Below are 22,063 nucleotides of genomic sequence, written 5' to 3'. Positions count from 1 at the left end.
ATTGCATATTAAAAACTAATTAAATAGTTTACAAGGTCTTTGATATTAGTTATTTAATATTGATCTACACTAATGCCAGTCGAGTACATAACTTTATACTATTATTTTTAATGCTCAACAAAGGAGCTTAATGTGTCGCGTTTCTCTGGTATCACTGATAATCCTCACGAAGGTCGCTTTCATCAAAAAACAGGTATTTTACTAACAAATTTAGGTAGTCCAGATGAGCCTTCTACTAAAGCAGTTCGTATTTATTTGCGAGAATTTTTATCGGATCGACGTATTGTCGAAATACCACGTCTTATTTGGATGATAATTCTGCATGGTATTGTTCTGCGAGTAAGACCTAAAAAGTCGGCTAAGTTATATAACAGTATTTGGACTGAAAATGGCTCACCTTTAACTCATATTACCGAGTTACAGCGTGATAAGCTAAGCTTGCTATTAAAAGAAAAAGGTTACCAAGATACAGAAGTAGTGATGAGTATGCGTTATGGCAACCCATCCATTGAGTCTGGTTTGAAAACGTTACGTGAGAAAGGCTTTACACGCATTGTCGTATTGCCTCTTTACCCTCAATATTCTAGCCCTACCACCGGCTCAACCTTCGATGCTGTTGCTAGAGTATTACAGACTTGGCGTTGGGTGCCAGAATTGCACTTTATTAACGGTTATCATAAAAATACTAGCTATATTGAATCGTTAGCTAATAGTGTTGCAGAAGATTTAGAAAAGAATGGTACACCGCAAAAAATTGTTTTTTCATACCATGGGATGCCAAAGCTATTTTTAAAAAACGGCGATCCTTATTATTGTTTATGCTTGCAAACAACACGTTTAGTGATGGAAAAGTTAAATTTAGACAAAGACTTAGTGATCAGTACTTTTCAGAGTCGTTTTGGTAAAGCAGAGTGGTTAAAACCTTACACCGATGCAACCTTAGAAAGTTTTCCGGCACAAGGTATCAAAGACGTTGCAATTATTAGCCCGGCTTTCAGCGCTGATTGTCTGGAAACATTAGAAGAATTAGAGTCTGAGAATAGAGAGATATTTGAAGAAGCTGGTGGCGAAAAATATCGTTATATTGCAGCGTTAAATGATCGCGATGATCACATTGAAGCCATGTTTGAGGTATTAAAACCTAATCTATAAAGTGTTAATGAGTGTTAATATATACAAAAATGCCCCGTTAAGTGATGCTTATACGGGGCATTTTTTATTCACCAATTGGTATTTTATAGCGTGTCTTGTGACTCTTTCTGTGGTGTTACAGCTGCCTTTTCTTGATAAGCATCTGTGCCCCATAGCGGTACAGTTGATAAACTATGTTTGAAGCTACCCGATGTTTCTTTTGTTGAGTAAGAAACATACATTAAGGTTTGGTTCTCCGTATCAAAAATACGACGGATTTTCATATTTTTAAAGAAGATACTTTTCGACTTCTTAAAGACAACTTCACCAGATTTACTTTTATCAATCTTAGCTATCATTGCTAATGTAACCTCACCGGTTTGACGACATGAAATAGCGCTATCACTAGGATCAGAAAAGCTTAAATCAGCTTCTATTGATGCAATATGACAGGTTACACCCGGCACTAGAGGATCTTTTAAAATATTGAGTTTAATATCTTGAGTGGTAAATAAACCTAAGCTGACATCGCCTACTTCATCCTGAGAGCAGCCTCTTAATACAAAGAAGCCGATAATCAACAATATTAATACCATAATGATGATTTTTATTTTTTTTAACATGGTTATATCCTATTTTTTAAAGTCCCACGAAAGGTTGGAGACAAGTTGGCATTGGTCACACTTAAAGTCAAAAATATCGAATAAGGGTTCATTTAATTTCCAGTCACCACCACAGCTTGGGCAAGGTCTATTTTGCTCTTCTTGTAATGATTTACCAGCGACTCGATATAAATAATAATAAGTAGGGACTTTGGTTATATATTGAATGCGTTTGCACAGATTAGTTCCACGATAAAAGAATTTACTGTCAACTTCACCTAACTCTTTTAATGCGGCACTTGATACTGCTGAGCCATTCATCTGTAATTCATCTAAGTTAACCCACTCTTCTTGCCACTTAATTGCACTTTTACGGTCACCATTACTTATCTCTTCTGGTGTACGGTAAAGCGGAATAGGTGCTAAGGTTTCACCGCAACGTATTGGTGAGCAAGTATCTAAAAATGTAGTGTATAAGATCTGCCAGCTTGGGTTAAAATTGGTAGCACATTGTTGTGAGTTAAGATCTTCCGCGATAGTCTTTATTTTTGGAGCTAATAAGCCTGCATTGGTTAATCCTTGCAAAGCATGTGTTACCTGTGGACTGTTAAAACGTGCATGCAAACTATGTTCTTCTGGGCAAACTAAACGCGTCGTGAAAATAGCCCCTTGCATTGCCACTGGGAACTCCCTACCAAGTATCTGTCCATTGTAACGCAGCATATCTAAATAGTTGTTAATGGCACGCTCTACGGCGGCATATTGTGTATCTTGGTAGCACTCAAAGCTCAATTCTTTAATATACACAGTTAGTCTTCCGCCGGGTGCGTTGTCGCTATTTTATTTTCTAATGTTTGTATCTGCATTTTTAAGACTTTAATCTCTTCTTGTAGTGGGATGATTGCTTGTGTAATCCGGTTATTAATTAGCTCATCAATACTGCTATTTTCCTGGCTTATACTTGCACCTGTGAGTGCAGGCTCAGTTGGCGTATTAATTTGTTTTGTTGGATTGTCTTGCCACATTTTCAAGCCTTGAATAATCGTCGGGAGTGGCGTATTTTTAGGTAAACGCGCTTTGATTAAGCTAGTAGTTGGCGTTTTTCCTTCTTTAATTAATTGCTGGGCAATTAAGATAATACGATCCATAAATGACCTCTAATGAAAAGTCTGCTGATCGTCAACAACACGATAAGCAGGTAATTGGAAACGTGGCTTAATTAATCCGTTTAAAGTTAAGCCGCCTTGGTAGTTATTGTCACCGTCACTGCTAAACTCAAATACAAAACTAGCCTGCAAGAAATCACTGCCTAATGTAAAGTTGAAGCGAGATCGTGAAAAAGACAATAGTTGTAAGCTGAGCTTATGGCAGTGTGCTTCAGTTAGTTTTTTAGCTAACTCCGATTGTTGGCGCAACTTCCAAATAGTAGTACCCACTAAAACCATCAGCAGAATAAATAACAGATCCCAAATAATCATAATGATTGCCCTTAGGTAGTTGGTTTTAGGCCAGAAAATAGCAAACCTATGGCTTGTGATAAGGCAGGAGAACGCGCAGTTAAACGTAACTGCTTTAATACTTTATCACGTAATGCTGGAATCGCTACTAGGTCTGCAAATAACTGCGGAAATAGGGCCTGTTGGTGTGTAGCTAAAGCTTCAAAGTAACGATTTAATAATGTTTCATTTTGCAATTGAGTCCAGCAGCGACCTGCGATTGTGATATACCAGTCTGCATTATGTAACAATTCAGAAGAGAACTGTGTCTCTAATAATTGTTTCGTTAACCCTTGTGCATTTGCGCTTGCTATCGCTCTTAATAATAAAATCGCAGTAGTAATCTGACCGTTATGCAAACGTTGTTTTGCTTGTTCTATTATTTTCTCTACTAATTCAGTACTGATATTGGTTTGGTTCTCAAGACATAAGCATAAAGTTTGTAAAGGTTGTTCTGGCAGAGTTGGTAAAGCTGCAATAATCTTTTTTTGATTGTCGTCATAATCTAAGCGTGCTGCAATATCTGCAAAACCTTGAAAGCCAAGTGTTTGCCAATCTTGATTGTCTATTGAACCTGAAAAATAAGCCTGTACTGCAGGATAAAATGAAGAAGCTGGGCGCACAAAAACACTATTCATATTGGCATTAAAGATAGCTAACTTTTCAGCACTCGGTTTAAACACGAATGGGTTACTCGCTAGACGCTCTTGTGTTTTATCACTGACATCAGCAGTTAAATTTTCTCCCATAGCTTCTACGACCATGCGAATAAAGCTAGTTTGCGCGGTAATTTTCATTAAACCTTGTTCGTCTAATGGCATTTTTAAAAACCATACAAAGTGCTCTTTTTGTGCTGCAACTTGCCAAAAGGTAATTGCGAGAAAAGCATGTTGTTGAATAGGGTAAGGGTAAGCCTGTTCATTATTGGCCACTTTTTGGAATTCGCTGTTATCTATTTTTTGCACAATACGCCCTAAGTCATATACGCGAGATTGGCATTGGGCTTGTTCTAAAAAATCGGTCAGGGTGTTCATGCTCATGAAAAACTATCTTTATTTATTAATGGTATGGCGATTATATACAGGTATCAACAAGACCTCTATGTTGTGATTCAAACTCTCTTGTATTTATCGCCAAACTTGGGGGCATTCAGTTAATTACTGAGAGTGGTGTTATTTAGCGAATAATTCCAGACTTTATAGAAGTAGAAGGCGTAACCTAGCCCTAAGGTCAAAATAGAGATGATCATCCATAAAATAACATGGCCAATATTGCCAAAAAGGTCAGTGTTACATGACATCTTTCTCGCCTTACCTTGGTCATCAATTAACTCTGAACGGTTAATTACAAATTTAGAAAATGAGTAAGGGTAAAAGAAAGCGGCAATGCCCAAGGTCACCATGATTAATAAAAACCACAGTATGATATGGCCTAAGATATCGATTGTTCCTACATCTGCTTGAATCTTCATATATTTCCTTAGTAAATTTGGTTAAACCAAAGTTAACGTATCTAGTGCAGGAATGCCATTATTTGATGTCTAGGTTGTTAATTCAGGAAGTATAGATACAAAAAAGCCCTGAAAAATCAGGGCTTAGAGATTATGTTATTAGACCATCACAGTCTAATCATTGGATTATACTAAGTCGAAGCGGTCTGCATTCATTACTTTAACCCAAGCTGCGACGAAGTCTTTAACAAATTTCTCTTTGTTATCGTCTTGTGCATAAACTTCAGCGTATGAACGAAGAATCGAGTTTGAACCGAATACTAGGTCTACTCGTGTTGCTGTCCATTTCACTGCTTTTGTTGCTGTATCTTGAATCTCATAAGAGTTACGGCCAGTAGCTACCCATGAGTTACTCATATCAGTTAGGTTAACAAAGAAGTCATTAGTTAATGCGCCTTCGTTATCAGTAAATACACCATGCTTAGTGCCACCGTAGTTAGTACCGATTACACGTAGACCACCGATTAGCACTGTCATTTCTGGTGCCGTTAGGTTTAGCAGTTGCGCTTTATCCAATAGCATCTCTTCTGGTGTTACTGTGTAATGTTTTTTCTGCCAGTTACGGAATCCATCATGAACAGGCTCAAGTACTTCAAAAGCTTCATCATCAGTCATTTCTTGTGATGCATCACCACGACCAGGTGCAAATGGTACTGTAATGTCAAAGCCAGCTTCTTTTGCTGATTTTTCAATACCTACGCTACCCGCTAGTACGATAACATCGGCTAGACTTGCACCACTTTCAGCTGCTATTGCTTCAAACACTGTTAATACTTTAGCTAAACGCTCTGGTTCGTTACCTTCCCAGTTTCTTTGTTGCTCAAGACGAATACGAGCACCGTTAGCACCACCACGTTTATCTGAGTTACGGTAGGTTCTTGCACTATCCCATGCCGTTGCAACTAGTTCACTTACTGTTAAGTCAGACGCTGCGATTTTAGCTTTAACTGCATCAACATCGTAGTTAGTGTTACCAGCTGGTACAGGGTCTTGCCAGATTAACTCTTCTTGCGGTACATCTGGACCAATGTAACGTGCTTTAGGACCTAAATCACGGTGCGTTAGTTTGAACCAAGCTCTTGCAAATACTTCTGAGAAGTATTCTTGATCGTTAGCAAATTTTTCAGAAATCTTACGGTAAATAGGGTCAACTTTCATTGCCATATCCGCATCAGTCATAATTGGATTGTAACGTGTTGTTAGGTCTTCAACATCAACTGGTTTTTTCTCTTCTGCTAAGCCAATAGGTTCCCATTGTGTTGCACCTGCTGGGCTATGTTTTAGTTCCCAGTCATATTTAAGTAGTAGATCAAAGTAACCGTTATCCCATTTTGTTGGGTTAGTAGTCCAAGCACCTTCGATACCACTAGACACTGTGTTACGACCAATACCGCGATTGGTTTTGTTTAACCAACCGAAACCTTGATCTTCAAGTGCTGCGCCTTCTGGATCATCTTCCAGCTCAGCGGCATCACCATTACCGTGACATTTACCAACTGTATGACCACCCGCTGCTAATGCAACCGTTTCTTCGTCATTCATTGCCATACGTTCGAAAGTAACGCGAATATCATCAGCTGTTTTTTGTGGATCCGATTTACCATCTACACCTTCTGGATTTACGTAGATAAGACCCATCATTACTGATGCTAGTGGGTTTTCAAGATCACGCTCACCTGAGTAACGAGAACCTTCACTGCCACTTGGTGCTAACCATTCTCTTTCAGAACCCCAGTAGATGTCTTTTTCTGGATGCCAGATATCTTCACGACCAAAGGCAAAACCAAATGTTTTAAGTCCCATTGATTCATAAGCGATAGTACCTGCGTAAGCGATTAAATCTGCCCAGCTTAGTTTGTTACCGTATTTCTTTTTAATAGGCCAAAGAAGACGACGCGCTTTGTCTAGGTTAACGTTATCAGGCCATGAATTTAGAGGAGCGAAACGTTGGCTACCTGTTGCAGCACCACCACGACCATCAGCAATACGGTATGTACCCGCTGAGTGCCATGTCATACGAATCATTAATGGACCATAATGTCCCCAGTCTGCTGGCCACCAAGGTTGGCTATCAGTCATTAGCGCGTGCATGTCTTTTTTAAGTGATTCTACATCAAGCGTTTTCACCGCTTCACGGTAATCAAAATCTGCTTCGAGAGGGTTAGTTTTAGTATCGTATTGGTGAAGAATATCTAGGTTAAGCGCTTTAGGCCACCATACTTTATTTGCTGTTGGTGTTGTCGCCGCACCATGCATTACTGGACACTTGCTATCAGACATATGTAAATCCTCTTAAATTAAAAAATAGTAAACTTATTTGCAGCACATGTTGTTTTCGTTGGGCACTACTATTGCTTATTCAATTTTAAATGTGAAGTTGTTTGTATCAATTAGATTGATAGGAAAGGGTAATTAAACTTTAAATTTTGATTGGCATCACATTGTAAAAATACTACTAACGATGTAGAATATAGCGAATAAATGGTGAATAATAAAGCGGTTACTGTGAGGCGGGTCAATAAACAAGATATCAAATATAAGTATTTTTTAACTGTTTGCTAGTGTATTAGCAAACATGGCTTATATGAATTTTTTATTAATTTAAAAAAAGACACTGATATTATTATCGTATTAAGTATTAACTTAGGCGATACAATATCAGTGTCCAAGTTGTGTTTCAAGGACGCTTATTTTTATTAGGAATAGGTGGCCTTGTATGAAGCTTTTAAAGCTACTTTTTAGTTACTTTTCTAATTTAGTAAAGTAATCAAAAATAACGGGTACATCGTGTTGGCCAAGACCAGCATCAACAGCAGCTTGTAAGTTAGCTGAAGTACCTTGAGCGATTAGAGACTCAGAGCCTAAGTCAGCAACCATTTGGTTAAAGTAACCAAGATCTTTGTTAGCATTAGCCACTGAGAAACCTAATTTTTCTTCGCCATCTACCGCGTAGAATTTAGTGAATTGCATAAATGGTGAGTTAGAAGGACCTGCTGACATGATATCAAACAGTTGTTGTCCATCAACACCTGCTGCTTTTGCTACAGCAAAGGCTTGAGACATAGCAGTTACCGTCGTCATGCCAATGAAGTTGTTGATCAGTTTAGTTGTATGACCGGCACCTAGTGCGCCAAGATGAAATACGTTTTCACCTTGTTCATCTAATACAGGTTTAACTTTGTTAAATGTTTCAATATCACCAGCTGCCATGATGTTTAATAAACCATCTTTAGCATGTGCAGGAGTACGACCTAGCGGTGCATCGATCATACCACAGCCTTTTTCTGCTAATGCAGCACCAATCTTACGAGTAGAGTCTGGAATAGAAGTACCGAAGTCAATGAGTACTTTACCTTCAGACATACCAGCTAATATGCCGTCTTCTGCATAAACAACTAACTCAACTACTTTTGAAGTAGTTAGTGCTAGCATCACGATGTCACTTTTCTCAGCTAATTCTTTACCTGAAGCAACTTCAGTAGCATTACCACGTGCAATTACTTTCGCAACAGCATCTTTATTAAGATCCATTACATTTACTTGAAAACCACGTGTTTGTAAGTTTTCAACCATGTTGCCGCCCATAAGGCCAAGGCCGATGAAACCAATTACTGGTTTAGTCATATCTAACTCCTAAATGTCTTATTATATGTTTACGTTTTAAGTAGGATAACTGGCTCGCTATATTTAATCAATCTTTGATAGGAGGAAATCCTTTTGAGGTCACGATTACAGTTATTTAGGTATTGATATTGATTGCTATCTATCAGTTTTGTGAGCTACATAAAGTATTAATAAGTTAATTGCTGTTTAGCATTTTTTTGGGGGGGCTTTATTTTTAAATCTATATTTATCAGTGGTTTATGTTTTTGTTTTTGGTTTTTATTTTAATGCTAATAGGTTTTACAGAGTAAAAATAAAAAAAGAGGCTTAAAAAATAATTCATTATTTATCGTTCATGGGCAATGAAATGAGTCTTTAAATCTTTAAAAGAACGATAAATGTGGCTTATTAATTGTTCTTTATATCGGAATTTATATTTGTTAACGTCGAAGCGAAAAATCAAATAGTCATACTAATTAAGTTTTCGTAGTATTTATTATATGACATAAAAAAGCCTCTGGTATCAGAGGCTAATAAATAACTTTGTTAAGTATGCAAAGGTTATTTATGCAACTTTTTTCTAGATAATCCTAAACCAACTAGTGCTAAACCAAATAAACCGAATAAAGCGGGTTCTGGTACTGTGCCGATAATTTTTACAGCCGCTGTGCCGTTGATCTTATACTTACCAGCTAAATTATCTGTTTGATAGTAGTGTGACCTGTATCCTGATTCTAATACTAAGAATTCAGACTCATCTAAGAAATCATGATGTTGTGCTAAATAGTAAGTTCCACTGCCTAGCGAGATAGTTAAATCAGATAGGAGAAAGTCAGTCACATTAATGCTATTTAGATTGTAAGTACTAGTAGTTGCTTTTGTTTGCCCACTATATAATGCTTCACCAAATGGATTATCGGCAGAAATGATCTTCCAGCTGGTTGATTGATAACTTTCAATCCCTAAACCTGTACCATCACCACCGTTACCGTTAATCTCATTATTGTCTGTCGCAAAGAACTCAAAACCAGTAATGTCCCAATTTGCGTCTGCAGTAAATTCAGAAATAATCCACCACTCTGTTGACCCTAAACAACCCTCTGCAACGCAACGTCCACTCGTATCTATAGGCTCACCCGAATCATATAAGGCTACTGCATTAGCTGCTGTACTTATTATTAGGGAAAATAATATACCTATGATTTTTTTCATTTGTAACTCCGACACTTAAGTCTTTAAATAGATATTAATTAATAGCGCTTAATTCTACTGCTAATGCAAGAAAAGGGCCATTGTGGTATCTGTTTGTTATTGAATGATTTTTTATCAGAGGTAAGTCTCTTTTTTTCTGCGTTGTAAAAGAAGCTGACGCTTATTTTTCCGACAGTGTTTGTTGGTAACGGTTTAACGCTTCTAGAAAGTAATAATCAGTAAAAATGGCGGGAACATCAATCGCGTTAGGTTTCGTATAGTAATGTACTGACTTATCAATGATGGGCGCTTTAGTGGTGTCTTTAATAAAGTAAGGCTCTGATATTAAAGAGTTAAGTATTAATTTGTACTCTTGTATATACCGTTCTTTCTGCTTTTTATTATCGATATAATCAGCCATTTCGATTAATGCAGAAGCAAATATGGCTGCAGCAGAGGTATCTCGTTGCAGAATTTTACTATTCAGGTCCCACATAGCAATACCGTCTTCAGGTAATTTTTTAATAAAATAGTCTGTTAATGTTTGAGCATATTGAAGATAAATGGATTGCTCAGTATAACGGTACATCACGACCATGCCATAAATCATCCAAGCATGGCCTCGCGCCCAAGTGGTTTCGTCTCCATCACCTTGTAATGTGCCTTTATTAATGACTTGTCTTGTTGTTTGGTCATAGCGAACGATGTGATAGCTGCTACCGTCAACACGTATAAAGTCTTCGTAGGTTTTTAAGGCATGATGTTTTGCTATTTCTGCCCATTGTTTATCACCGCCATTTTCTGCAGCCCACAACAATAGTTCTAAATTCATCATAATGTCGATTACTACCGGAATGGAATTTTCATAATACTTATCATCCCAGTCTGAACTAAGTAACTGTATATTAGGTTGATAACGTTTAGCTAAAGTACTCGCAGCGGCGAGCATTACTTTTTTATAAGCTACCATATCAATATCATTGCTAAGTATTAGTGCATTCCCATAGGTTGTCATAAATTTAAAGCCTAAGTCATGACTGCCTGCATCGTTTATTTGACCGGCTAAGGATTCTGTCCATTGTTTAGCCCATTGTTGAAAGCGTGAATCACCACTTAATTGATAACCTTGCCATAAGGCTCCTGGATAAAAACCTGCCGTCCATTTGTGTGCGGCATTGAGCTGCCAAGAAAGGTCTTTATTCGCGTAAGTTGGAAATTGATTTGGGTCTTTGATGAGTTGAACGCTGGTTTCTAAGTGCGCAAGAGAGTCTTCAATAGCAATATTAATTCGCTTATTAAAATTGGTTGTGGCCGCATTTACATTTGTGATGCCCAAGGCACTTAAAATCATTGGTAAACTTAAAGTAACAACCTTTGATATTACTAGTAAATGACGCATTGTTTTTCCTTTTACAAAATAGCGTGGTATTTGTTGTTTGTTGATCAAGTCATTCAGGAAAACAGTCTATTCGCATTGTGTTGTTTAACCAATACAGACATGAAATTTTTGCTGTTTATTGTTATATTGGTCGCTTATTTTCAATGTTTATAGAATAAACGCCTCATCCATTTTTATGTAAGTGTCTACAGTTAATATGGTTGAATAGTAAGCGAGATTTATGATGCCATCAGAACAACAAACCACCGAGCCAGTGCAAGCACCTGATAACGATCTTGATAATCTTGAGTTAATGTTAGCTACCGTTGCAGAGCAGCAGGATATAGTGGTAGAAAGCAGCAGCCCAGAATTAGAGATCTTGTATCAAGATGAATATCTGGTAGCAATCAACAAACCCTCTGGTTTATTGGTACATCGTAGTTGGTTAGATACTAACGCGACAGAGTTTGCGGTTCAAAAACTACGTGATCAAATCGGACAACATGTTTATCCGGTACATCGTTTGGATAGACCAACATCTGGTGTATTGTTGTTTGTGTTAGATAAAGACAGTGCACGCCATTTAATGCAACAGTTTGTAGAGCATACCACTGAGAAGCATTATCTAGCTGTTGTAAGAGGGCATATCGGCCAAGGTCTTTTAGATTATCCTTTAAAATATCAATATGACAAAATCGCCGATAAAAAAGCGGATATGACAAAACCTGCTCAAGATGCAGTGACAGAGTACCGCTGTATATCACAAACTGAAGTGCCGATTGCTGTTGGCCCTTACGCTACTTCTCGTTATTCTCTAGTGGAGTTACAACCTAAAACCGGACGTAAACATCAATTACGCCGCCACATGAAACACCTTCGACACCCTATTGTTGGTGATACTTCACATGGTGATGGCAAACACAATACGATGTTTAGAGATAATTTTGATATTCATCGTTTATTATTACATGCAGCGTATTTAAGTTTTATCCATCCACATACCGATAAAAAAATTGAAGTTCACGCACCTTTAACCGATGAGTTTGCACGTGTTTTAACAGAAATTAATTTATTAATAGAGAAATCAGATGAATAAAACTCTCAATAAAGTGTTATTAGCCATGTTGATTATCATAGGCCTAGTCTATTATTTTCAAGGTCGAAGCAATACTCAACAGAGCTGCATAACTGACCAAGGTTTTTGGAATGAAGCTAAGCAGGCCTGTGAAAAAAATACTGAAAAGATTATCTTTGAATCTTTATCGAATGCACATCCCACTTCTATTATTTACCCTGAAAATGAGCGGCCAGTATTATTAGATTCATTAGAAAAGGTTGAATCTAATAACTTTTTACATGGTCAATTTGATGTCTTAGTTGCCTCTGCTCAGGAGGATACTGGACCTGTCTATGATAGAGGGACGGCTTATTTGAACATATCTAAATTAGCTTTATTAAATGATAATAGAACTGGTATAGCCTATTTTGCTGCCCCATATATTATTAATAGAATGGGGCGTGGTGTTTTCACTTATGTCGGTCTGTTCTCTTATGACTTTCAGACGGAGCAAGCTCGCCATGTCAGTTCTGAACTATTAGGCAATCGGGTGCGTGATGCTTCAATTATAATTGAAGAAAAAAGTGTGGTGAAGGACAAAGTATTTGTACAAGAAGGCTTTATTAAGGTGAACTTTAAAACACATGGTGAAGAGCAAGCTGCAGCGGATTTTCCAACACAAGAGAATACTATCAGTTTACAACTTGTTGCTTTAGACCCAAATAATGATGAAAACGCGGCTTTTAGGAAAATTACAGAATAGCTTTTTAACCTTTAAATAAAAAGAAGTGTATTGGTGGTGAGCCACCCCAATATACTTGCCTTCTTACTATCTACTTTGAGGGGGGGGGTTATGCTACTTTCTTCCCTTTAAGTTGCATCAATAAATAATCTTGTATTTCTTCATTTAGACAACTTTTACTGAGATATTGTTGTCCACCTTGTTGTAAATTCAACATAAAACCCACTTCTGTTTCTTGGTAGCTTTTAATCGATTCCCATGCTAATTGGCTATTGATATAAACGCTTTTATTCTCGATACCCTTTTCATCGAAAATAAGGGTGATTTTATTTCCTGCGTTTTTACTGATCATTTGGCGAGTTAGCCACCAAGCACGGCGGTATTTAAAACTAAAGTACTCAAGTATTGCAATGGCAAAGAAAAACCACGCGAATAGACCTTGAACCTCGGTTAAAAAAAGAAAAAACAAACCGGTAATCATCGCGCCGACAATAAATCCCCAACGTGGCTTTTGTGGTGCTTTTAACGCCATTGATTGATCAAAACATTCCGCATAGTGTTCACGGTTAAGGTGGAAGTATGTCTCTAACTGCATTACGAACCCATTCAAGCTGAAAAGTGTAAATAGCGATTATACCTATTTCTTTAGGTACTAAGCCATCTAATCAAGACTATCTTATGACAATTTTCTCGCTGTTTATCTATTTTTGAAGTGGTAATATGTTCTTTCTATATTCTGGATAGATTCTTCAGTGCTTTATTAATGATGGGATGGATGAGTGAAATGAAAAAAGAGACACAGATAGTAACACTAGGTCGCGATAAAAAATGGACTAAAGGGGTGATCAACCCGCCTGTGGTACGAGCTTCAACTATGGTCTTCGAAACCATGGAAGAGATGCGTTTTGCTTCAAAAAACAAAGCTAATGGGGAAATGTTTTATGGTCGTCGTGGCGGGCCAACACACTTTGCTTTTCAAGCTGCGATTGCTGAGTTAGAAGGAGGCGTTGGAACGGCTCTTTACCCATCAGGCTCGGCTGCTATTAGTAACTCATTAATGTCTTTCTTAAAAGCCGGCGATCACCTGTTAATGGTCGACAGTGCCTATGAACCTACGCGTGCATTATGTGATAGCTTATTAGCTGGCTTTGGTATCGAAACCACTTATTACGACCCAATGATCGGTGCAGGCATTAAAGATCTAATTCAAGACAATACTAAAGTATTATTTTTAGAGTCTCCAGGCTCAATCACTATGGAAATTCAAGATGTACCAACCTTAAGTAAAGTTGCACATGAGCATGGTTTAGTAGTGATGTTAGATAATACATGGGCGTCGCCAATTAACTCTCGGCCTTTTGAAATGGGAGTTGATATCTCGATTCAAGCGGCAACTAAATATATTGTTGGTCACTCTGATGTCATGATGGGAACCGCAACTTCAAACGAAGCACATTGGGAGCAACTACGTGAAAACAGTTACCTAATGGGGCAATGCACATCACCTGATGATGTGTATTTAGCAAGTCGAGGTTTACGTACTTTAGGTGTACGTATGGCGCAGCATGAGAAAAACGCGTTACAAGTTGCAAACTGGTTAGCAACTCGACCAGAAGTGGATCATATCCGTCACCCTGCATTTGAGTCATGCCCAGGGCATGAGTTTTTCAAACGTGATTTCAGTGCCGCAAATGGCCTATTTTCATTTGTATTAAAAGAAGGAAATAGTAAAGCATTAACTGCTTTAGTTGAAAATATGCATCATTTCAAAATGGGCTTTTCATGGGGCGGTTTCGAAAGCTTAATTTTAAGTGTATCGGGTATCGATAAAATCAGAACTGTGACTGAATGGGATAGCAGCAAACCATTAATTCGAGTGCATATCGGTTTAGAAAGCCCAGAAGACTTAATTGCAGATTTAGAAGCTGGCTTCGACCGTTTCAATGCCGCTCTTATTAAATAGGTTAAGTGCATCTAATTGACATAAAGAGGGGGCCAGTAGCCTCCTTTTTTATTTTTAAATACTTATTGTTGTTCTGAGCAACCTATTCATACAGCAAAACTGAGCCATGGATGATGACTTTTTATATTTTAGCCTTAGCGATTTTAGCCGTTTTTCCTTACTGTAAAATGACACTGTTCAAGCAGCCACTTTGGTATTTTTTGTTGTTAATTAGTGTCTGCTTTGCTTTCACTGAACAGTATATAAATTTAATAGGAGTCAGTAGTCTCTTGCTTTATTTTGCTTTGTATTATGCTGCGCTTAATATAAAGCTACCTTTCTTATCTAAGTTATTTACTAGCGTATTTATTGTTACTGGGGTAGCACTGGCATTGCATTTCTTACCTGGCTTTAATAACTTGCCCATTATTATTAATGAGCAAATCAGTAAGGATGCGATAACCTACACCCTTTATGCGAATGTTGATAAAGGCATTGCTGGCCTTTTATTGACAGCTTATTTCTTCAAAAAGTTGAATAAAAGTGATACTAGCCAAAGCTACATCAATACCTTATGTATCAATTGGCAAAGTGCTAAGCAACCAATCTTAGTTATTATCAGCACTATTGTTGTGACACTCACCCTTGCTTTGCTTTTAGAGCTGGTGGATTTTAACCCTAAGGTACCAGACTTTTGGTTTGAGTTTATCGCAATTAATTTGTTATTTACCTGTGTAGCAGAAGAAGCGTTATTTAGAGGGATTTTACAAACCAAACTTTCACAACGATTAAGCCATACGCGGCTATCTATTTTTTCGCCTATGTTGGTTGCATGTGTTTTTGCAGCTGCGCATTTCATGGGCGGGCTCAATTATGTATTAGTGTCTGCGGTAGCAGGGTTTGGTTACGGTTATATCTTTTATAAAACACAATGCTTAGAGTGGGCTATTTTGTGTCACTGGCTACTGAATCTTTGTCATTTCTTTTTGTTTACCTATCCAATGCTTAAATAGTATTTGAGCTTAATTATTAGTGATCTTTATAGTGTTCACCTTTATCATAGAGGCCTATTTATCAATGTAACAGCCTTTTAAAAAGTTAAGGAATACTGGAAAAATGAAGAAAATTATATTCGCCTTAATAATATTGTTTTTCATTATAATATTACTTCTACCGCAATTTCTTTCTTTTGAGCGAACACCCTATCAAAAAAATTGGATTGCTTATAAAGAGCAGTTTATTACTGATGGCCAAGTTATTGATGGTGAAAATGACAATCTATCAAACAGTGAAGGGCAAGGCTTTGCATTACTATTTGCTGTTTTCTCAAATGACAGAAAACAATTTGAGAAAATTTGGGCTTGGACCCAACAACATATGCAGCGAGAAGATTACTTATTCCGCGAACAAGTTAGCTCCTCTGAACAGGCCTGTGATAAAGCCTGTATTTCATCCAAACCTAATGCAAGTAATGGCGATATTATTATTGCTTGGGCATTATTAGCAGCAGAAAATAAATGGGATCGTCAAATCTATTTGGTGGAAGGATTCCGAGTGCTAGATGCCATAAAAGCTAAGTTGATTGATAAAAAGTATGGTTACCAGTTGGTATTACCAACTGAAAAAGGTGTTGACGTTGGCGATCAATCTGAGCAAATCAATTTATCCTATTGGGTGTTCCCAGCTTTCAACTTATTTAGCGAAGTTACTGGAGATCCTATTTGGGCTGAAGTCTACCAATCGGGTATTTCATTGATGGAGTGGGCTCGTTTTGGACGTTGGAGCCTACCAGCAGATTGGATGATACTGTCAGAAGATAAAGTCACTCTAGAAGGTGCGAGTTCTTCAAAATACGGAGAAAGTGCTAATAGACTTCCTCTTTACCTGATGTTAGCAGGTGAATATCAAACTGAATTAACCGCGCCATTTATAGACTTTTGGGATCAAGAAAAAGTACCTGCATCAGTGGATTTATTAACAGAACAAGTTTCAACATTAACGGCTAACAGCGGTATGCAGGCTATTAAAAATGCTACTAAGGCTAAGATGAATGGTAACACTGAGGTAACCTTTCCTGAGATAAATGCAGAAACTGACTATTATTCTGCGACCTTTATTTTATTATCGCAACTAGCCATGATAAAGCAGTAAAAAGAGAGAAAATAAATGACAAAAATTACTTCTAGATGTCCACATTGTCACTCAATGAACCGTTTACCGGTTGAGCGAATTGAATCAACACCTACTTGTGGGCGTTGTAAAAAAGAGTTACTACAGGGAGCTCCTATCGAAGGAACCAATGCTAACTTATCTGCGTTAATCAATGGTGATAAGCCTGTTGTGATCGATTTTTGGGCACCATGGTGCGGCCCTTGTATTAATTTCGCTCCGACATTTACAGAAGTTGCTACACAAAATACGACAGCAAGATTTGTAAAGATAGATACTGAAGATCAACCGTTGTTAGGGGCACAATATAATATCCGCAGTATTCCCACTCTGATGGTATTTAAACAAGGTAAAGTGGTTGATACCCTAAATGGCGCTTTACCAGCTGGGCAATTCAAAGCATGGTTAGCACAGGCATTGTTAAAGTAGCTGCTAAAAAGTATGCCGGCATAGGGTAAAACCTCATGCCAAACAGATGAATACAGGTAGCTCATCTCAACATAGCTTTATAACTGCATAAGTGTTTAAAAGTATTTGACCTCACTTTAATAGATCATTGGTTTAGCTACTTTATCAGTCGTGCGCTACTTATTTGTAGCGTTTTCCTTACTAGAAATAACTTTTTTCTTTAATTCCCTCTATTAAACCATCACGGTTTTATTTTTCTCCTAGCCTTATATTTTACTTATTACACTCACTTTGTATAAAAATTGAATGTTTTAAGCGTTTTTTCGGGTCTCATTATTATTACTCCTATCAAGGACGAATATATTGAACACCTACCGGAGAAAACTATGAGTAAATGGAAAAAAATATCGTTGATTATTATCGGTATTCTAATATGTGTTTCATTCTTTTTTACTAGAATTGTAACTTATATCATACAAGGTGCAGAACAAGCACAAGGCGAAACAGATTTACGTTTTATTGAAATTAGCACTGATTTTACACATCAATCTGATTTTGTTGTGGGATTACCTTTTATGGCGCTATCTACTATCGACATAGATAATGACAATATCGATGAGATCTTTGTTGGTGGTGGCATTGGCCAGCAAGATAGCTTACAAAAATATGTAAATAATTCCTTGGTTAGTATGCCAATGCAGGGATGGTTTAATAAAGCCAAAGATGACCCTACCTATGGGGCTGCTTCGATTGATGCGAATAACGATGGTTGGGTAGATCTCTTTGTTGCTCGAAGCAGTGGGGTATACCTTTATGAAAACACAGGTGAAGGTTTTATTGGGAAAAAATTAGAATTTCCCTTAGACAAAAAATCATTGCCTTTATCTATTTCATTCGGTGATATTAATAATGATGGTGCTGTTGATTTATATGTCTCTAACTATATTCGTCCTGAATACGTAGAAGGTGAAACTATCTTTAATCAAGTTTATGGCGGCATTAGTAATTTACTTTTAAATAACGGTGATAATACTTTCGCTGATATTACTCAATCTTCAGGTGTATTTGAGCAACATAATACCTTCACAGCTGTTTTTGTTGATTTAAATAATAATGGGTTAAGTGATTTAGTTGTTGCTCAAGACACTGGGTTTGTCCGTGTATTTAAAAACAACGGCGATTTAACTTTTAATAATATCACTTTGCCTGTTACCTATAGTTACCCCATGGGTATTGCTGTTAGTGATTATAATAATGATGGATTCTTAGATTTATACTTCAGTAACGTAGGAAAAACCTTGCCTGACTTTTTAGTAGTAGGGGATTTAACTGAAGATCAAACCTTAAATAAAGATTACATCTTGCTAGAAAACCAAGGTGACTTTCAATTCAAGGACACTGCATTAGAAAACAATGCAGCAAAATATGGATTTGGCTGGGGGCTTGTCTCTTATGACTTTAATAACGATTCTTTAGCTGATTACCTTATAACTCAAAACTATATCCGTTTTCCTGCTGTTGAACACTTAGATCTCTATCCTGGAAACCTATTACAGCAATACCAGGAGAACACATTCAAACCCGTAGAGGAAGTCGCTGGCATTATCAATAAACACTTTGGTGTAACTACAGTTGTCTCTGATTTTAATCAAGATGGTTGGCCTGATGCAGTTATTGGTAATTTAAACGGTAAGTTACGTGCTTTTATTAACAATGGTGGTGAGCGTCATTGGTTAAAAGTACGATTTAAAGACGAAACTCACTCATTAGGTGCAATAGTGACACTCACTATGGAAAATGGCCAAACCTATACTAACCAGTTTTATAGTAGCGAAGGCTTGGGCTCTGATCAGACTAGTGACCTGTTTTTTGGTTTAAATAATCAAACTGAGATTAAGTCAATACAGGTTAATTATCAAAGTGGCAAAACAGTGAGTATTGATTCACCTCAAGTGGATTCCACGATTAACCTTGCTGATTATCAATAATCAACATTGATATTAAATAAAAGCCTAGCGCTTTAAATTATTAATAAGAGAGTATTTTTGTGGATAAAAAAACATATAACATACTACTGGTTACAGGTGTGGCTGGGTTTCTAGCCGCTTTGTTAGTAGGAATAGGAGAGTTTACTTTACAGTTCTCTCCACTTGGTGGCTATGAAGCTAAAGGGTATGGTTACTTCGCCAATGTGAGCAAAGAAAGGCTAACAATAGGACACTTTTTTAGTACCTTAGCGGCTCCATTATATATTTTAGGGTATTGGCACTTAGGGCAAATGTTTATTAAAGGCGGTAGTAAAGTACATGGTTGTATTATTACTTTACTGGGGGGGTATGCTTTTATGGTAGGAAATGCTTGGTTAGGAGGGCGTATTTATTTAGCGTTAACAGCCCATGAAATAACTAATACAACAGATCCAGACGTTGCTTTGCAATTACAACATTTATTAAGCGAATTTGGCGCGCATAATGAACCCTTGGTGAATGCTTTACGTTTAGCAGTGCTTATTGTCTCTATACTTTGGATATGGCGTATTGCAATAGGTAAAACCCTTTATCCTCGCTGGGTAGCTTTGTTTAGCCCTGCCGTTATTTTAGGTGGGATCTTTGCAACTTACTTCACTGGTCTAAGTATTGGAGTGTGGTTATTACCTGCAGCAATGAATGTCGTGCATCTGATTATATTTTCTATTTCAATTTATGCATTACACAGAACGTACAAAAATTTTTATAAAAGATGATTAGTATGCCAGCTAACGTAAATGATAGTTTAAAAAAATTGATTGTCGGAATCATCACAGCAGCTTTATTAGTGTCGCTGAGTGTAGGGTTGTACAGCGGCGTTTCTGTATCTTATTTAACTGTAACAGGTATTGCCCTTTGCCCATCGGTTATCAATATACCGGCTTGTTATATTGTTAGCATAGGTTATTTTTTAATGTTGATAGCTACTTTATTTGAGCGCATAAAATATTCAAAGTGGCTATTTATCATAGGTTGGATCCCGGTTGTATTACTTGCTGTTGTAGGTAGCTTGTTGGAGTTTTTTCAAGGGGGAGTTTGCCCAAGAAGTGAAATGGGAACGCCGCTTTGTTATATATCATTGAGCTTTGGTGTGTTTGTGGCTCTTTTATATTGGCTAAAAATAACAAAGCTAAATAGGTAATTAAAATGAAACCAGCAAAGAGCTGGTTTCATTTTTTAAAAAACATATAAGTGGATGAAGAACTACTTAAGGTTGATAAGGTAACGAAGATTGATGCAAGATAATACGTACTTTGCCATCTTCACATATCTTAAATACAAAGCTCTTATTTACAAAAATATGGCTGTCATCTTCACCGATGAAATGCACATTACATTGCACTATCGCTAAATCACCATGCAGTATAAAATCTTCTTTGCTGTACCAAACTTTTACCCAAGGCTTAAGCTTAAAGCCGTTATCATTTGGAAACTCACTATTGCCACCAACAAAATATGAAAGTGCGCCTTCTTTAGTAGGGCGGAAAGTTTGTTGGCCAAATGTGAGGGTTGGCTTAAACAGTACGTGGCCGTTATCGTAGTCGTAACTTTCGGATAATACTTGAAGAGAAAATGCCTGTGCATCGCCACCTTCAGAGTGAACCTTTCCTACTTTAACAACATTGTCACACCAAGTTTGTAAGGCGGTATGTACCATTTCTTTAGTAAACATAATGTCTCCATTTCTCCTTTATGGCATTACTAGATATTATCATTAACTTAATGAGATATTGTAACGAGTTAAACTTAACTAATTGTAACTTAACCTAATATTGTTTTATAGGGTAGCGGCATCGTGCATTTTTAAATGGCCTTAAACATCGTTTGTTTACGACATTAATAAAATGACGTATCAAAGATAAACTAACCCTATGCTAAGACCACAAATATCAATCACTCCATCGACCTAATAACCAACAGTAAAGAGTATTACGCCTGAAATTGAAGTGTCGATCACCGCATTAAAGAGCTCCCATTCCATGGTAAGGCTAAACACAAAACAATGCCTGTTTAAGGTCCGGCATATAAACTTGTTGATGGTATTTTTAATAGAATTTGCATTAACCCAATTAAGATTAAAGCCTTAATTATGAACGTCGAACTTCCTTGTTTTGATTCTTTATTTTTCTCAGGCTTTCTTCACAAACTGTGCTGTTACCATCATTTCACCAATGTCATCTACTTTACAGTCAAGTTGATGATCTTTGCCTTCAATTACTCGTTTCACAATTGCTTTAGTACCAACCTTAATCACCGTAGAGCTACCCTTTACTTTAAGGTCTTTAATCATGGTGACCTTATCACCATCATTTAATGGCGTGCCGTTGCTATCTTTGACTTGTAAAAGCGCAGCTTCTGCAAGCAGTTCTGCAGGACTCCATTCGTATCCACATTCAGGGCAAATCAGTAGATTTTGATCTTCGTAAACAAACTCAGAATGACATTTTGGACAGGGGGGATTAGACATAAATTTCTCGTTTTTTATTTTTAATAATATCGCCTTTGAAACATGAGTTATATTACCACTAGTCATTTAAATATTGTAATAAGTGCTAGGGTGCACAATCCATTGAATTTTAGGTATAAAAAAACCAGCAAATTAGCTGGTTTATTTATTTCTTAACGTGTGGTTAAGCATGGTGCGGAAGGAGAGACTTGAACTCTCACTCCTTGCGCGTTCTTTGATAGTCGCTGAGCCTAAACCTAGCGTGTCTTTCAATCCATTGAATTTTAGGTATAAAAAAACCAGCATATTAGCTGGTTTATTTATTTCTTAACGTGTGGTTAAGCATGGTGCGGAAGGAGAG

23 protein-coding genes are annotated in these 22,063 nt (G+C 37.2%); 10 read left to right on the top strand and 13 right to left on the bottom strand.

From position 1 onward, the window contains the following. Positions 1–132 precede the first annotated feature (132 nt). Positions 133–1,152 carry a ferrochelatase gene (gene hemH / locus OW492_RS10355; RefSeq protein WP_290039882.1) on the top strand — a complete coding sequence of 340 codons (1,020 nt, stop codon included), beginning with the start codon at positions 133–135 and terminating at the stop codon, positions 1,150–1,152. Positions 1,153–1,235: 83 nt separating this feature from the next. Here the strand turns inward: hemH and OW492_RS10350 are convergent, their stop codons facing one another. The 10 genes from OW492_RS10350 to OW492_RS10305 all read right to left on the bottom strand — a co-directional run bounded on the left by OW492_RS10350 (position 1,236) and on the right by OW492_RS10305 (position 10,932). Beyond that, on the bottom strand, positions 1,236–1,727 hold the full coding sequence (locus tag OW492_RS10350; RefSeq protein ID WP_290040070.1) for a CreA family protein: 492 nt from the start codon (positions 1,725–1,727) through the stop codon (positions 1,236–1,238). A 36-nt stretch (positions 1,728–1,763) separates the two neighbouring features. Continuing rightward, on the bottom strand, positions 1,764–2,540 hold the full coding sequence (locus OW492_RS10345) for a Zn-ribbon-containing protein (protein WP_290039881.1): 777 nt from the start codon (positions 2,538–2,540) through the stop codon (positions 1,764–1,766). A gap of 2 nt (positions 2,541–2,542) precedes the next feature. Then, complete coding sequence (locus OW492_RS10340) at positions 2,543–2,881, bottom strand: hypothetical protein (RefSeq protein WP_290039880.1); 339 nt, start codon at positions 2,879–2,881, stop codon at positions 2,543–2,545. A gap of 9 nt (positions 2,882–2,890) precedes the next feature. Further along, a complete protein-coding gene (locus tag OW492_RS10335; RefSeq protein WP_290039879.1) occupies positions 2,891–3,211 on the bottom strand; it encodes a DUF3301 domain-containing protein in 321 nt (106 codons plus the stop codon). Between the two features lie 11 nt (positions 3,212–3,222). Further along, positions 3,223–4,269, bottom strand: coding sequence for a DUF3549 family protein (locus OW492_RS10330; protein WP_290039878.1), 1,047 nt, complete (start codon positions 4,267–4,269; stop codon positions 3,223–3,225). Between the two features lie 113 nt (positions 4,270–4,382). Next, on the bottom strand, positions 4,383–4,700 hold the full coding sequence (locus tag OW492_RS10325) for a DUF6693 family protein (RefSeq protein WP_290039877.1): 318 nt from the start codon (positions 4,698–4,700) through the stop codon (positions 4,383–4,385). A gap of 165 nt (positions 4,701–4,865) precedes the next feature. Beyond that, a complete protein-coding gene (gene katG / locus OW492_RS10320; protein ID WP_290039876.1) occupies positions 4,866–7,019 on the bottom strand; it encodes a catalase/peroxidase HPI in 2,154 nt (717 codons plus the stop codon). A gap of 462 nt (positions 7,020–7,481) precedes the next feature. Then, entirely contained in the window at positions 7,482–8,363 is an 882-nt protein-coding gene (locus OW492_RS10315) for an NAD(P)-dependent oxidoreductase (RefSeq protein WP_113820498.1), read from the bottom strand. A 540-nt stretch (positions 8,364–8,903) separates the two neighbouring features. Beyond that, entirely contained in the window at positions 8,904–9,554 is a 651-nt protein-coding gene (locus OW492_RS10310) for a PEP-CTERM sorting domain-containing protein (RefSeq protein WP_290039875.1), read from the bottom strand. 160 nt (positions 9,555–9,714) lie between these two features. Next, entirely contained in the window at positions 9,715–10,932 is a 1,218-nt protein-coding gene (locus OW492_RS10305) for a glycoside hydrolase family 88 protein (RefSeq protein WP_290039874.1), read from the bottom strand. A 292-nt stretch (positions 10,933–11,224) separates the two neighbouring features. Between OW492_RS10305 and truC the strand changes: the two genes are divergently transcribed. Further along, positions 11,225–12,007 (top strand): tRNA pseudouridine(65) synthase TruC, encoded by a 783-nt coding sequence (gene truC, locus OW492_RS10300; RefSeq protein WP_290040069.1) that lies wholly within the window; start codon positions 11,225–11,227, stop codon positions 12,005–12,007. Next, positions 12,000–12,731 carry a hypothetical protein gene (locus tag OW492_RS10295; RefSeq protein WP_290039873.1) on the top strand — a complete coding sequence of 244 codons (732 nt, stop codon included), beginning with the start codon at positions 12,000–12,002 and terminating at the stop codon, positions 12,729–12,731. Before truC ends, OW492_RS10295 begins: the two co-directional genes overlap by 8 nt. A gap of 88 nt (positions 12,732–12,819) precedes the next feature. Here OW492_RS10295 and OW492_RS10290 read toward each other — a convergent pair whose 3' ends face one another. After that, a complete protein-coding gene (locus OW492_RS10290) occupies positions 12,820–13,305 on the bottom strand; it encodes a YcxB family protein (protein ID WP_290039872.1) in 486 nt (161 codons plus the stop codon). Between the two features lie 189 nt (positions 13,306–13,494). Between OW492_RS10290 and OW492_RS10285 the strand changes: the two genes are divergently transcribed. The 7 genes from OW492_RS10285 (at position 13,495) to OW492_RS10255 (ending at position 20,397) form a co-directional block, all read left to right on the top strand. Beyond that, positions 13,495–14,673 carry a cystathionine beta-lyase gene (locus OW492_RS10285; protein WP_290039871.1) on the top strand — a complete coding sequence of 393 codons (1,179 nt, stop codon included), beginning with the start codon at positions 13,495–13,497 and terminating at the stop codon, positions 14,671–14,673. A gap of 110 nt (positions 14,674–14,783) precedes the next feature. Further along, complete coding sequence (locus tag OW492_RS10280; protein WP_290039870.1) at positions 14,784–15,665, top strand: CPBP family intramembrane glutamic endopeptidase; 882 nt, start codon at positions 14,784–14,786, stop codon at positions 15,663–15,665. A gap of 103 nt (positions 15,666–15,768) precedes the next feature. Further along, positions 15,769–16,803 (top strand): glycosyl hydrolase family 8, encoded by a 1,035-nt coding sequence (locus OW492_RS10275; protein ID WP_290039869.1) that lies wholly within the window; start codon positions 15,769–15,771, stop codon positions 16,801–16,803. 15 nt (positions 16,804–16,818) lie between these two features. Then, the gene (gene trxC, locus OW492_RS10270) at positions 16,819–17,250 is read left to right on the top strand and encodes a thioredoxin TrxC (RefSeq protein WP_290039868.1); all 432 of its coding nucleotides are present in this window, start codon (positions 16,819–16,821) and stop codon (positions 17,248–17,250) included. A 365-nt stretch (positions 17,251–17,615) separates the two neighbouring features. Next, positions 17,616–19,217, top strand: coding sequence for a CRTAC1 family protein (locus tag OW492_RS10265; protein WP_290039867.1), 1,602 nt, complete (start codon positions 17,616–17,618; stop codon positions 19,215–19,217). Positions 19,218–19,276: 59 nt separating this feature from the next. Then, the gene (locus OW492_RS10260) at positions 19,277–19,972 is read left to right on the top strand and encodes a DUF6796 family protein (protein ID WP_290039866.1); all 696 of its coding nucleotides are present in this window, start codon (positions 19,277–19,279) and stop codon (positions 19,970–19,972) included. Positions 19,973–19,977: 5 nt separating this feature from the next. After that, a complete protein-coding gene (locus OW492_RS10255) occupies positions 19,978–20,397 on the top strand; it encodes a hypothetical protein (RefSeq protein ID WP_290039865.1) in 420 nt (139 codons plus the stop codon). 66 nt (positions 20,398–20,463) lie between these two features. On the opposite strand, the gene OW492_RS10250 is transcribed toward OW492_RS10255, so the two are convergent. Next, positions 20,464–20,928 (bottom strand): hypothetical protein, encoded by a 465-nt coding sequence (locus OW492_RS10250; RefSeq protein WP_290039864.1) that lies wholly within the window; start codon positions 20,926–20,928, stop codon positions 20,464–20,466. 456 nt (positions 20,929–21,384) lie between these two features. Beyond that, positions 21,385–21,723 (bottom strand): zinc ribbon domain-containing protein YjdM, encoded by a 339-nt coding sequence (locus tag OW492_RS10245; RefSeq protein WP_290039863.1) that lies wholly within the window; start codon positions 21,721–21,723, stop codon positions 21,385–21,387. Between the last annotated feature and the right edge of the window lie 340 nt (positions 21,724–22,063).

Origin of the sequence: Psychromonas sp. 14N.309.X.WAT.B.A12 (assembly GCF_030397575.1) — a bacterium.
Lineage (GTDB): Bacteria > Pseudomonadota > Gammaproteobacteria > Enterobacterales > Psychromonadaceae > Psychromonas.
This window is presented reverse-complemented; position numbering and strand designations above follow the sequence as displayed.

Bases quoted from the DNA above. Each gene is read 5' to 3' on its own strand.
- OW492_RS10285 (WP_290039871.1), top strand. From the start codon at position 13,495: ATGAAAAAAGAGACACAGATAGTAACACTAGGTCGCGATAAAAAATGG.
- OW492_RS10305 (WP_290039874.1), bottom strand. From the start codon at position 10,932: ATGCGTCATTTACTAGTAATATCAAAGGTTGTTACTTTAAGTTTACCA.
- OW492_RS10350 (WP_290040070.1), bottom strand. From the start codon at position 1,727: ATGGTATTAATATTGTTGATTATCGGCTTCTTTGTATTAAGAGGCTGC.
- OW492_RS10310 (WP_290039875.1), bottom strand. From the start codon at position 9,554: ATGAAAAAAATCATAGGTATATTATTTTCCCTAATAATAAGTACAGCA.
- OW492_RS10340 (WP_290039880.1), bottom strand. From the start codon at position 2,881: ATGGATCGTATTATCTTAATTGCCCAGCAATTAATTAAAGAAGGAAAA.
- OW492_RS10335 (WP_290039879.1), bottom strand. From the start codon at position 3,211: ATGATTATTTGGGATCTGTTATTTATTCTGCTGATGGTTTTAGTGGGT.
- OW492_RS10255 (WP_290039865.1), top strand. From the start codon at position 19,978: ATGCCAGCTAACGTAAATGATAGTTTAAAAAAATTGATTGTCGGAATC.
- OW492_RS10290 (WP_290039872.1), bottom strand. From the start codon at position 13,305: ATGCAGTTAGAGACATACTTCCACCTTAACCGTGAACACTATGCGGAA.
- OW492_RS10315 (WP_113820498.1), bottom strand. From the start codon at position 8,363: ATGACTAAACCAGTAATTGGTTTCATCGGCCTTGGCCTTATGGGCGGC.
- OW492_RS10245 (WP_290039863.1), bottom strand. From the start codon at position 21,723: ATGTCTAATCCCCCCTGTCCAAAATGTCATTCTGAGTTTGTTTACGAA.
- OW492_RS10330 (WP_290039878.1), bottom strand. From the start codon at position 4,269: ATGAGCATGAACACCCTGACCGATTTTTTAGAACAAGCCCAATGCCAA.
- OW492_RS10295 (WP_290039873.1), top strand. From the start codon at position 12,000: ATGAATAAAACTCTCAATAAAGTGTTATTAGCCATGTTGATTATCATA.
- OW492_RS10280 (WP_290039870.1), top strand. From the start codon at position 14,784: ATGATGACTTTTTATATTTTAGCCTTAGCGATTTTAGCCGTTTTTCCT.
- truC (WP_290040069.1), top strand. From the start codon at position 11,225: ATGTTAGCTACCGTTGCAGAGCAGCAGGATATAGTGGTAGAAAGCAGC.
- trxC (WP_290039868.1), top strand. From the start codon at position 16,819: ATGACAAAAATTACTTCTAGATGTCCACATTGTCACTCAATGAACCGT.
- OW492_RS10265 (WP_290039867.1), top strand. From the start codon at position 17,616: ATGAGTAAATGGAAAAAAATATCGTTGATTATTATCGGTATTCTAATA.
- OW492_RS10250 (WP_290039864.1), bottom strand. From the start codon at position 20,928: ATGTTTACTAAAGAAATGGTACATACCGCCTTACAAACTTGGTGTGAC.
- OW492_RS10275 (WP_290039869.1), top strand. From the start codon at position 15,769: ATGAAGAAAATTATATTCGCCTTAATAATATTGTTTTTCATTATAATA.
- katG (WP_290039876.1), bottom strand. From the start codon at position 7,019: ATGTCTGATAGCAAGTGTCCAGTAATGCATGGTGCGGCGACAACACCA.
- OW492_RS10325 (WP_290039877.1), bottom strand. From the start codon at position 4,700: ATGAAGATTCAAGCAGATGTAGGAACAATCGATATCTTAGGCCATATC.